Annotated in this window: 7 protein-coding genes; 3 read left to right on the top strand and 4 right to left on the bottom strand. The window is 70.0% G+C overall.

The features are described from left to right. Positions 1 to 312: 312 nt before the first annotated feature. Positions 313 to 1,416 (top strand): phospho-N-acetylmuramoyl-pentapeptide-transferase, encoded by a 1,104-nt coding sequence (mraY, locus tag GCE86_RS05780; RefSeq protein ID WP_154225962.1) that lies wholly within the window; start codon positions 313 to 315, stop codon positions 1,414 to 1,416. Between the two features lie 134 nt (positions 1,417 to 1,550). Next, the gene (locus tag GCE86_RS05785; protein ID WP_163636942.1) at positions 1,551 to 4,490 is read left to right on the top strand and encodes a M20/M25/M40 family metallo-hydrolase; all 2,940 of its coding nucleotides are present in this window, start codon (positions 1,551 to 1,553) and stop codon (positions 4,488 to 4,490) included. Between the two features lie 73 nt (positions 4,491 to 4,563). On the opposite strand, the gene GCE86_RS05790 is transcribed toward GCE86_RS05785, so the two are convergent. The 4 genes from GCE86_RS05790 to GCE86_RS05805 all read right to left on the bottom strand — a co-directional run bounded on the left by GCE86_RS05790 (position 4,564) and on the right by GCE86_RS05805 (position 11,206). Further along, positions 4,564 to 7,236, bottom strand: a complete 2,673-nt coding sequence (locus GCE86_RS05790; protein WP_244317198.1) for a bifunctional YncE/alkaline phosphatase family protein — start codon at positions 7,234 to 7,236, stop codon at positions 4,564 to 4,566. An 88-nt stretch (positions 7,237 to 7,324) separates the two neighbouring features. Continuing rightward, positions 7,325 to 8,680, bottom strand: coding sequence for an ABC transporter permease (locus GCE86_RS05795; protein ID WP_154225965.1), 1,356 nt, complete (start codon positions 8,678 to 8,680; stop codon positions 7,325 to 7,327). Next, positions 8,677 to 9,615, bottom strand: coding sequence for an ABC transporter ATP-binding protein (locus tag GCE86_RS05800; protein ID WP_154225966.1), 939 nt, complete (start codon positions 9,613 to 9,615; stop codon positions 8,677 to 8,679). The genes GCE86_RS05795 and GCE86_RS05800 overlap by 4 nt, the downstream gene beginning before the upstream one ends. A gap of 139 nt (positions 9,616 to 9,754) precedes the next feature. Further along, complete coding sequence (locus tag GCE86_RS05805; protein ID WP_204343142.1) at positions 9,755 to 11,206, bottom strand: MFS transporter; 1,452 nt, start codon at positions 11,204 to 11,206, stop codon at positions 9,755 to 9,757. A gap of 163 nt (positions 11,207 to 11,369) precedes the next feature. On the opposite strand from GCE86_RS05805, the gene GCE86_RS05810 reads away from it, so the two are divergent. Further along, positions 11,370 to 11,900, top strand: a complete 531-nt coding sequence (locus GCE86_RS05810) for a winged helix-turn-helix transcriptional regulator (protein WP_154225968.1) — start codon at positions 11,370 to 11,372, stop codon at positions 11,898 to 11,900. Positions 11,901 to 11,912: the final 12 nt, after the last annotated feature.

The raw sequence follows: 11,912 nt of genomic DNA on the forward strand, positions 1-11,912 counted from the left end.
ACCAAGCCGAACCCCGGTGACCACCATCAGACCGTCGACCAGCGGTGCGAACCGAACGGGAACCTACTGCCGATCTCTGGGGGTTAAGGTGTCGTCGGTTCGAATCCGGCCGTCCCGACGCAGGTCAGAGGCCATTCGGGATTTCCCGGATGGCCCTTTCTGATTGGGCACGGCGAGTGACGAAGTACGGCGCGGTGAGGTCCGGGGCTGCTCCGCTCGCCGTCGGATGGCAAGCTCGTACGTCATGATCGCTGATGTCGCTGAGGACCACCTGCACGCCCTGCGAAATCCGGATCGCGTGGAGGTTCGCCCGTGAGGGCGGTCATCGTCGCGGCGGCGGTCGCGTTCGTCATCTCCCTGCTCGGCACGCCGGTGGCGATTCGCGTCTTCACCGCGCTCAAGGCCGGCCAGCCGATCCGATCCCTCGGGCTCGCCAGCAACCAGGGCAAGAAGGGCACGCCCGCGATGGGCGGCGTCGTCTTCATCGTGGCGACCGTCCTCGCCTACGTCGCCGGGCATCTCGCCCTGCCCACGCTGCCCGACCGGCAGATCGCGCAGGAGGGGCCCACCATGACGGCCCTGGTGCTGCTCGGGCTGTTCGTCTTCTGCGGCGCGGTCGGCTTCTTCGACGACTTCCTCAAGGTGCGCCGGCGCAACTCCGACGGACTGTCCGCCAAGGGCAAGCTGCTCGGCCAGGCGATCGTCGGCGTCGGGTTCGGCATCGCCGCGCTCTACGAGCCGAGCACCAACGGCCAGACCGTGGCCAGCGAGCACATCTCGCTCATCCGCGACATCAGCTGGCTGGACGTCGGCAAGGTCGGCGCGGTGATGGTCTTCGTCTTCGTGATCATGGCGATGTCGAACGGCGTGAACCTCACCGACGGCCTCGACGGCCTGGCCACCGGCGCGTCCATCCTGGTGCTCGGCGCGTACGCGCTGATCGGCTTCTGGCAGTACCGGCACTGGTGCGCCGACGACGCGTACGCCCGCGCGAACGACTACTGCTACCAGGTCCGGGATCCCCTGGAGATCGCCATGATCGCGGCGGCGGCGGCCGCCGCCTGCGTGGGCTTCCTGTGGTGGAACACGTCCCCGGCGCGGATCTTCATGGGCGACGTGGGTTCGCTCGGGCTCGGCGGCCTGATCGGCGGGCTGGCGGTGGCAACCCGCACCACGCTGCTGTCGGTCGTGATCGGCGGCCTCTTCGTCCTCATCACGACGACCTGGGTGATCCAGATCGTCTCGTTCCGGACCACCGGCAGACGGGTCTTCCGGATGGTGCCGTTGCACCACCACTTCGAGTTGGCCGGATGGAGCGAGGTCAACATCGTGGTCCGGTTCTGGATCGTGGCCGGCGTCTGCGTGGCGATCGGACTGGGCGTGTTCTACTCGGATTTCCTGGCGGTCGTCGGATAGCGCCGGCCGCGGCCGAGCGGACGGCACCGGCCGATCCTCAGATCATCCTCAAGAATTCCCGCTCCGCCGGCCACTGGCGGCACGGCTGGCGTGTGCTGTCGCCACCGTGTCATCCCCCCTGTTCTGGAGCTTCTATGAGAGACAGACGGACGACGACCCTCTCCGTCCTGCTCGCCGCGACCCTCACGGCGACCGTTGCGCCCGCACCCCACGCGTCCGCGGCCGGCCCCGGCGCCGAGCGCTTCCAGCCGGGCGTCACCTACGACCTGTCGGTGACCGACGCCGAGCGCGACGCGATCCACGCGGAAGTCGAGGCGTTGGCCGGACGCGTCGGCAGCGCGCGGGCGGGTGACGGCACCTACGACCCGCTCACCCTGGTCGGGGCGATGCTGGACGGGTCGAGCTACGACTCCATCTCCCGGGGCGGCACGGCCGCGACGGCGTACCCCTTCCCGGTCAGCAACACCGAAGCCAACCAGCACGAGTACGACCGCAAGGTCGCCAAGCTCGCCTGGGTGGTCAAGCTGGCCACCGACCTGGGTTTCCCGGTGGTCGTCCAGCGCCAGCCCGACAAGTACGTCTACGCGGAGATCGGTGACCCGGACGCCCCGGAGATGGTCATGGCGTTGAGTCACCTCGACTCGCCGACGGCCTCCGTCTCGCCGGCCCAGCTCGCGCGCTGGCGGGACGCCGACGGCAACCTCGGCACTCCTGGCGCGTACCACTCGCCGTACGTCAAGGACGGCTGGGTCTACGGGGCGGGCATCCAGGACGACAGCGGCCCGACGCTGGCGACGCTGCTCGCGGCCAAGGCGCTGCTTCAGGCGGGGTTGCCCCTCGACCGGCGTATCCGCATCGTCATGGGCATCTACGAGGACGGCGGTCCCGGCACGCCCTCGACGACGAACACCGCCACCTTCCAGTCCATCCCGTACAACTCGAACCCGAGCTTCTACGACAACTGGGCCTACAAGAACCTTAACCGCGAGGAAATCCCGATCGCGGCCTACACCTCCGACTCGCGGTTCCCGGTCATCGTCGGCAACTCGGGATCGGTGACCCCGTCGGTGTCCATGAGCCTGTCCGCGGACAGCGCCAAAGCCTTCCGGCTGACCGCTGCCACCGCCGGTGTCACCCTGCGCGAAGGCGACCCGACGCTCAAGGACATCGCCTACGGCAGCACCACCCAGATCGCCTCGCGGGCCATCTTCACCCTCGACGTGGCGGGCGCCGGCTCCGCCGATCGCGACCGATTCGTGTCGGCGATCACCGCTGCCGCGACCACGAAGGGCTGGCTCCCGGCCGCTCCCCGCACCACGCCCAAGGTGCAGACCACGATCACCGGCGACTCGCTGACGCTGGAGATCAACACCGACGTGGCGATGGAGATGCCGACCCCGCAGTACGGCAGGAATGCCGTCGTGTGGGGTATGTTCCTGCTCTCCCAGGGACTCGGCGCCCTGGGCGGCACGGCCGCCGACATGCAGTTGAAGAAGGCCGCCGACGGCATCGCCGACCTGTTCTTCCGCGACGGTGTCGAGGGCGAGGCCTACATCGGCAAGTACATGGGCATCCCGGCGAACCTGCTGCGCAACCCGAGCAACGGCACGCCGAACCTGACCTTCGCCCTCATGGGCGGCATCAATTCGGAGACGCCGACGAGCTTCTACACGGACGCCTCCGGCAGCCTCAGCATGCCGATGTACGTGCGCAGCATGCACGTGACCGCGGCCGACTCCGGCCAGGCGACAGCGGCGGTCACGGCCGCCTTCCAGGCGAAGGGCTTCACCATCGGCAACCTCGGCTCGCCGGTCGGGGCCGGGTTGTACGTCACGCACGACAACCCGCTGACGGCTCTCCAGTTCGGGAGCTACCAGGCCTCGATCAACCGCAACCCGGAGGAGTTCGCGGACCCGTATGCCCTCCGGGACATCGTCTACCCGCAGGGCACGACCGGTGGCACGCTGGCCAGCAGCTTCCGCAACAAGATGACCGCCTTCGGCGCCGTCATCCCGGGTAACGAGCGCTGGTGGCACACGGCCAACGAGCGGATGAAGGTCGACTCGGCGGTGCAGATGACCAAGATCATGGCCGATGGCATGCTGGAGATGGCCCGGTACTCCGGGCCGGCCGGTGCGAAGTTCATGTGGGCGGACATGCCGGGGCTGAACGCCGACCGGGCGGACCTCGACCTGCTCGACGTCACGATCGGGACCTACAAGGACGCGTCGGCCGCGGTCGGCACGAGCCAGTTGGGCAACCAGGCCCTGCTCGGCGCCACCTCCTTCAACATCCCGATGTGGAACGGGCGCGGCAACTCGACCCCGACGGCGTCGGCCTTCGAACTGGGTCACGCCCCGGGAGGGGTCTACCTGCCCCTGACCGACCCCGAGTACCAGACCAGCACGTACGTGGCGCCGATGCGCCTCGAGTTCAAGGTGGAGCGCCCCGGCCACATGTCGGACGCGGCCTGGGCGACGTTCGTCGCCGGGGGCTACGGCGCCTTCCAGTTCAACATCCTCGTCGGCGACAAGGTCGTGCCGCTGGCCGTTCCGGCGGGGCAGAGTACGGACAAGTACTTCTCCTCGCGCATGTCGGCCAACAACCCCGACGCCATCTACCTGTCGGTCAACCTCGCGATCACCGACGCGCCGTACACCGGGGTGCAGGCCAGGCTCGCGGATTCCAAGACGGACCTGTACAAGGTCAACCCGGCGTACCTGGCCTCGAACCCGGATCCGTTCCCCGGGCGCGGGGCCGTCGAACAGCGGGGCTTCTTCGTCTTCGGTGACGGTCAGAAGGACGCGGAGTTCTCCTCGCCGGACGCGGTCTACGTGACGGTCGACAACGCGGTCGTCGACGCGAAGCCGTCGGCCGTGGTGAAGAAGCTGAAGGGCGACACGAACGAGCTGACCATCACGGTCCAGCAGACCCGTGTCGACGGCAGCGAGGCTCCGGTGACGGCCACGTTCACCATCGACAACAACGCGGCCGGCACCTACACCGTCGGCGACTACAAGGTGTACGTCGACACCAAGGGCAACACCCAGGTGCGGTCGATCTCCATCGTGTGACGCACATCGACACGGAGTGGGGCCACTGCCATCGGCAGTGGCCCCACTCCGTTGTATGCGAGTCAGGCTGGGGTCAGCCGTCGGACTCCGCCGGCGGGATGAAGGCGCCGGGGACGTTCTCCGGCGCGAAGATCTGGTCCTCGCCGGGGTACGGCTTCTTCCAGTCGTGCGCCTGGTACCAGGTGAAGTGGTTCATCTGCGCGGGATTGGCGTAGTCGGGTTTGGCGTCCGGGCCGGTCAGCCGCTGGTGCGACTTCCACTCGTCCCACTGCGCCGCCAGTTGCTGCTTGTCCGCCGGCACCGTCGCCGCCGGTGCGGCCGCGGCGAGGGGATTCTGCGGCGCGGGGGTGTCCAGACCGCAGGCCGGCGGGGTGGCCAGCCCCGCGGTCAGCGAGGTCCGGTTGGGCACCGCGGTGAACGGCGTGAGGTCCGGCTTCCCGGTGAAGGCCTGGCGCATCGGGCTGGCCGCGCTGTCCTTCTGGTTCATCGGGCGGATCCCGAGGATCTGCTCGATGGTCCGGATCATCGTGATCTGGGAGTAGTAGTGGTTGTCCACGACGCCGTGCCGGGCCCAGGGGCTGATGATCTGGATCGGGGCGCGGTGGCCGTCGACGTGGTCCAGGCCGGCCTGGGAGTCGTCCTCGACCACGAAGATCGCGGAGTCCTTCCAGTAGCGGCTGTGCGAGATCGTGTCGACGATCCTGCCGACGGCCAGGTCGTTGTCCGCGACCTGGGCGGCCGCGTTCGGCGGGCCACCGGTGTGGTCGCTGGAGAGCCAGAACATGTTCAAGTTCGCCGGCCCGTTCTTCTGGAAGTCACGGTTCCAGATCTCGTACCGGTAGATGTCCGGCACGCCCAGGTCGTACTTCGGGAAGCCGGGCACGGACACGCTGTTGAGGGACGGGATCGGGGAGGACGAGGCCAGGCGGTAGGCGGTGTCCTGCCCCGTCGCCGCCATGTTCCTGCTGTCGCAGTAGAGGTTCTGCCAGGTGGCGTCGGCCGGCTTGGTCAGGAACTGGTGGAACTCGCCGAAGTTCCGGACGGTCCTGCCGGCCGCCTGCGCGCCGGTCCAGATGAAGCCGGTCCGCTGGTGGCCGAGGGCGTCGTCCTCGGTGTCGTAGCTGCGGATGTACTCACCGGCCGTGGACTCGGTGTACTCCGGGTTGTCGGCCTGCATCAGCCAGTTGTGACCCTCGGCCGAGTTCGTACCGATGTCGTAGGTGTTGTCGTAGAGCCCGAACTGCTTCGCCAGCGCGTGCTGGTTCGGCGTCACGTTCTCGCCGAACTGTGCCAACGACGGGTCGCCGTTGCCCCGCGGGTCGTCACCGAAGACCTGGTCGTAGGTCCGGTTCTCCTTAACGATCAGGAAGACGTGCTTGATCGTCGAGGGGTCGCCGAGCCGCTGCGGCACGGGCACCGGCTTCGCCCTGTTGCCCTGCGCCAGCTTGACCGAGCCACCGGTCCAGCCGTTCTGGCTGAAGACCTTGCCGGTCTCGGACCTGATGACCTTGTCGTCGGGCAGTGCGAACCGCTGCAGGCTCGACGTGGTGTCGTGGGTGCCGTGCCCGGCGCTGGTGGTCGGGCGGCGGGCGTCGATGCCGCGGGTGTTGGCGATCAGCACGTCGTTGCCGACGCTGGTGATCTCCGCGGGGAAGTAGTCCGTCGGGAGCAGGCCGACGTAGCTGACCGGCTCCAGCGGGGTCGTGTACCGGTAGACGGCGACGGCGTTGGCCCGACCGAGCGTCACCAGCAGGTGGCCGTCGTCGGTGAGCGTCACGGCGTTGGGCTGGTAGCCCACGGTCGCCTCCGGCCACGGCCGGGTGGCGATGGTCTGGACGACCCTGTCGCGCGCGGTGTCGATGACCGACACGTCGTCGCTGTTGGTGTTGGTGACGAACACCGCGCCGTTCCTGGCGTACAGGGCGGTCGGGTGCAGGCCGACGTCGATGCTCGCGACGGCCGCGGCCGGGTTCGCCAGGTCGATGACGCTGACCGTGCCGGTGGTGGTGGAAGCGGTCACCTGGTCGGCCGGCACCTGCGTGTTGTACGAGTTGATGGTGGGCTCACCGGGCTTCGCCGGACGCCCGCCCTCGTTGCTGACGTAGAGCTTGCCGCCGACCAGGACCAGGTCGCGCGGGGCGTTGCCCACGGCCCAGCTCTGCCTGACGGCCCCGGTCGCCGTGTCGATGGCGACCACCCGGTTCTGGCCGTTGACCGCCGAGTACACGGTGGAGCCGTCGGGCGAGAACACCGCCTCACTCGCCAGCGCCCGCCGGGGCCCGTCCTGGGGGATCCGGATGAACGCCGGGTTGGCGAGGGTGCCGTCCGGGTTCACCGTGAAGGTGCGGTAGCCGTCGGCCTGGCCCAGCCACAGCCGGGTGCCGTCGGGAGAGTACGTGGGGCCTTCCTGGCCCACGTCGTTGCCGCTGATACGCAGGTCCGCCGCCGCGTTGTTGCCGACGAGCTGCTGCACGCGGTGGTTCTTCAGGTCCACGACGGCGAGAGCCATGCCACCGTCGGTGACCGAGGCCGCCAGGTGCGTGCCGTCCGGGCTGACCGAGGACGACATGATCTTGCCGTTGTTGAGGACCAGGCGCTCGCCGATGGGGCTGAGATACTGGTCGTCGGAGATGACCAGGCCCTTGTCGGTCAGCTGGCCGACCTGGTCGGTGCCGAACTGGTGGGTCTGGGCGAAACTGATGCCGGTGCCGGCGGCGACGACGACGGCGGTGGTCCCGGCCGTCACGAGGGGGAGCCGGCGGCCGATGCGTCGACGGAGAAGGCCGGACACGCCCTTCTCGACACGCCGACGGCGGCGTGTTACCTGCATGAAGTCATCCCTTCGTGGTGTGGAGCAGTTCGACGGTGCCGTCGAACTGCCAGAGCGGGTTCGGTGCGTCCCCGGTGGGGGTGCGTACCAGGAAGTAGCCGTTCACTTCCTTCGGTCCGTCGCCGTCGGCCACGAACCGCCCGTCGGGGGTGACGTCGAGCTGGTAGATGGCCGTTCCCGCGGCCTCGACGTCGGGGAGATGCCAGGAGACGACGCAGCGCCAGTCGTTGCCCGGTCCTTCGGCGGTGAGCTTGCCGCCGCCCTTGTTGCACGTCGCCGTGGCCTTGAGCTGCGCTTCGGTGACGTCGGGGCGGTTGAGCTGCTCGGTCTGCATGCGGTAAAGGTGCGCGAACGCCGTGGCGACCGCGCGCTCCACCCTGTCCTGCTCGATACCGGAGCCGCTGGCCGGCGTCACCACGGCGACGACCCCCACGGTGGCGGCGAGCAACCCCGCCAGCGGCAGGACCCCGACGGAGAAGGCCCGGCGTCCGGAGCCGTCGGAGGTCAGGTTGGTGAAGTCGCGCCGCAGGAACAGCAGGTAGGCCAGCGCCGTCGCGGTCACGGCCCACAGCAGGCTGACCACGACGCCGACCAGAAGCGGACCGAGCTGCGCCGGACCGGTGAACAGTCCGTTCCAGGCGATGAAGCCGTAGCCGGGCAGGGCGAGGCGTACGGCCACCGGCAGCGGCAGCATCTGGGCCAGCTGCATGGCGAGCGCGACGAGCGCCGGCAGCAGCAGCCCCATCGGGGACCGCCCCAGCGCCACGGACCCGAGCAGCCCGACAGCGGCCAGCGCCAGGGTCGGGGCGAGTACGCAGATCCAGGCGAGCAGGACCTTCGCGGCGGCATCGCCCGGCGTGAGCAGGTGGCCGTCGAGGCCGACCAGCGGCTGGTTGCCGACCGCCAGGACGCCGCCCACCGCGCTGGAGCAGGCCAGCCCGGCCACGAGCAGCAGGATGACGGTGAGGCTGGACAGTGCCTTCGCGGCGAAGATCCGGCGCGGCGACCGGACGGCCACCAGCAGGTGCCGCCAGGTGCCGAGCCGGTCCTCGGAGGCGAACACGTCGCCGGCCACCACCGACGTCAGCAGCGGGAGCGCCCAGGTGCCCGCGAAACCGAGCGTCACCAACGGTCCGGCCCACCCGGTGGCGTGCATCCAGCGACCGAAGAGGGTGTCGACCGGCAGGGAGCTCTGCTGGCTCACCGCGGCGACGAACAGCGCCGGCGCGATCCAGCAGGCGAGGACCAGCAGCCGGATCCGCCACTGCGACACCAGCTTGACGAGCTCGAAGCGGTAGCCGCGCGCCACGGAGACGCGGCGGGCGCCGACGGTGGCGCGGTCGGCGACGGTCGCCGTCATCGGTCGGTCTCCTGCGGTTCGATGAGGGCGAGGAACGCGGCCTCGAGCGGCGACACGACGGGCGCCAGCTCGCGTACCGCGATGCCGGCGTTGATCAGCCGCGCCACCAGTTCGTCGAGGGCCGGCACCAGCGCGCGGACGACGAGCACCTGGGCGTCCCGCGCTCCGGCGTCGTCGTCGACGTGGATCCCGGCCGTGTCGGTGGCCAGCCGGCAGGCGGCCTGCGGGTCGGAGGTGCGCAGCCGGTAGTCCAGTTCACGGTTCTCGGCGGCCAGCTTGCCGAGCGGGCCGGAGAAGACGACCCGCCCGGTGGCGAGGATCGTGACCTCGGAGCACAGTGCCTCGAGGTCGTCCATGCGGTGGCTCGACAGCACCACGCTGGTGCCCTCCGCGGCGAGCCGGGTGAGGACACGGTGCACGTGCCTGGTGCCGGCCGGATCGAGCCCGTTGGCGGGTTCGTCGAGCACGAGCAGCCGGGGCCTGGCGAGCAGGGCCGCGGCGAGTCCGAGCCGCTGGCGCATGCCGAGCGAGAAGCCGTTCGCCCGGTCGTCGGCGACGTCGGTGAGCCCGACCTGGTCGAGTGCGTCGTCGATCCCCGAGGTCCGCGCGTCGTCGCCGTGGAGAGCGGCCAGCGCGGCGAGGTTCTGCCGGGCGGTGAGCGAGGGGTAGAGGCCGGGCCCGTCCACGAAGCCGGCGACACCCTCGGGTGCGGCGAGTGCGCGGGCGACCGGCGTACCCAGGATCTCGAGGCGGCCGCTGTCGGCTGCGGCGAGGCCCAGCAGGAGGCCCAGCAGGGTGGTCTTACCGGCGCCGTTGGGCCCGACCAGGCCGTGGATCTGTCCCTGCGGCACATCCAGGTGGATGCCGTCGAGTGCCACGACGTTGCCGAAACACTTGGTGAGCCCGGCGGCCCGGATTGCGAGAGGTGCGTCCATGAGCCCCTTCCTTCGTTGCCTCAAGCAACGTAGGGGCGGCAGCCGACGCAGGCAGGGACAGCCGGCTGAACGTTCATGGAACAGGAGGCGGCCGGCATCGATGCCCCGCCTCAGTACAACGACGGGCCTTTATGGATGATCACCCAGAGGTCGCCGGGCGGTGCCGGACGAAGACCACCGTCGGGATCACCATGGCGAGCAGGACGACACCGCCGACGAGCCAGCCGAGGTGGAGGGCGTCGGTGAAGGCCCGGGGTACGGCCAGGGTGAGCGTGTGCGCCAGCGGGGCCGGGAGCTGACCTGTGCCGCCGCCGTGCGTGGCTCCCGCGACGACCGTCTGGGCCGTGTCGGACGGCACTCCGGCTGTCGCGAGCTGCTCGTGCAGGTACGCCGGGAAGCGGGTCGTCGCGAGGGTGCCGAGGACGCTCGGGCCGAGCACGCTGCCCAGCTGGCGGAACATGTTGACCGAGCCGGCGGCCATGCCGGCCTGCCGCGGTGGCACGCTGTTGACGGCGGCGGCGGTCGACGGCGCCACCAGCAGCGCCGAGCCGACGCCGGCGACGAACAGCCCTGGCCACATCGCCCCGTACCCGCTGGACGGGCCCACCATCAGCAGCGCGAGGGCCCCGGTGCCCATGAGGACGAGCCCCGCGGTGAGCACGGGGGCGATGCCCAACCGGCGGGCCAGGCGCCCGGCGAAGGCGGTGACGACGATGTACGGAATGAACATGGGCAGCAGCTTCACCCCGGTCTCCAGAGCGCTGGCGTGGGCGATCCGTTCCAGGTAGAGGACGCTGAGCAGCGAGATGCCGACGAAGCCGAACATGGTGACGGCGCCGACGGTCATGACGGTGGCGAACGAGGCGCTCTTGAACAGCCGCAGTTCCAGCATGGGGTCGTGGTGGCGGAGTTCGAGCCGGATGAACGCCACCAGTGAGACGGCGAAGACCACGTAGGCCACGATGATCGGAGGCCGGGCGTAGCCGCCGGCGCCGCCCTGGATGATCGCGTAGGTCGCCGACGCGGTCGCGATGGTGCCCAGCAGCACGCCGACGGGGTCGAGTCGCCGGGTCGGGTGCCTGCTCTCCGCCACGAACAGCGGGGCGAGCACGAGAGCGAGCGCCCCGAGGACGAGGTTGGTGAGATAGACCGCGTGCCAGGACGTCTGGTCGAGGAGCGCGCCCGCCACCAGCGGTCCGATCGCCAGCCCGAGGCCGGCGCAGCTGGCCCAGACGCTGATGGCGCCGGCCCGCTCGTGGTGGTCGGTGAAGGCGTGACTCACGATCGACAGGCTCGACGGCAACACGGCCGCGGCGCCGACGCCCATCACGGCCTGGGCCGCGATGAGCGAACCCTCGTTGGCCGCGGCGAAGGCCAGCGCGCTGCCGAGCGTGAAGAGGGCGACGCCGTAGCAGAAGATCCGCCGCCGCCCGAGCAGGTCGCTCAGCGTGCCGGCGGCGAGGACCAGGCTCACCACGGCGAGGCTGAAGGCGCTGCTCACCCAGACCAGGGTGCTGGCGGACATGTGCAGGTCGTCCTGGATCGGCGGGAGCGCCGAGATGGTCGACGACACGTTGACGAAGGTCATCATCACGCCCAGGCAGACGACGAGGAGGGCGAACCATCGTCGCCTCGCCCCGGTCGCGGGCGCCCGGTGTGGCCCTGTCGCGGTGCTAGGCTGGCTAGTGGAAGGCATAGTCAGGACGGTAGCACCCCTGGCTATGCGATTGCCTAGCCAGATGGGTGTGGTAGCCATGACACAGGCAGCCGGGCCGGCCGGGTCGGACACCGACGCCGTCATCAGCCTGACCGGCCGCTTCGCCGATCGGGACGCGTGGCAGGCCGAAGGCTGGTGCCGCATCGAGCACGCGCTGGAGCTGATCGGGACCCGGTCGGCGATGATCCTCATGCGCGAGATCTACTACGGCGGCCGACGCTTCGACGACCTGGCCCGGCGTACCGGCCTGACCGAGGCGGTGGCGGCCAAGCGGCTCAAGCAACTGGTCGCCGACGGTCTGCTGCAGCGGCGGCCGTACCAGGACCCGGGTAAGCGGACCAGATACGAGTACGTCCTCACCGATCTGGGCCGGGACCTCTTTCCCGTGCTCGTCGCCCTCATCCAGTGGGGGGAGCGGCTCGGCCGGCCGGGCGGCGTCGAACTCGTGCACGTCGGGTGCGGAAGCCCGCTCGGTGTCGTGGTGAGCTGTGCGAAAGGGCACGAGGTGGCACTACCCGACACGGCCGCCCGGTTGGTGGCGGACGGAGACGGCGCCTCCGCTAGTTGATCAGTCTTCGAA

The sequence above is a fragment of the Micromonospora terminaliae genome (assembly GCF_009671205.1).
Taxonomy (GTDB): domain Bacteria; phylum Actinomycetota; class Actinomycetes; order Mycobacteriales; family Micromonosporaceae; genus Micromonospora; species Micromonospora terminaliae.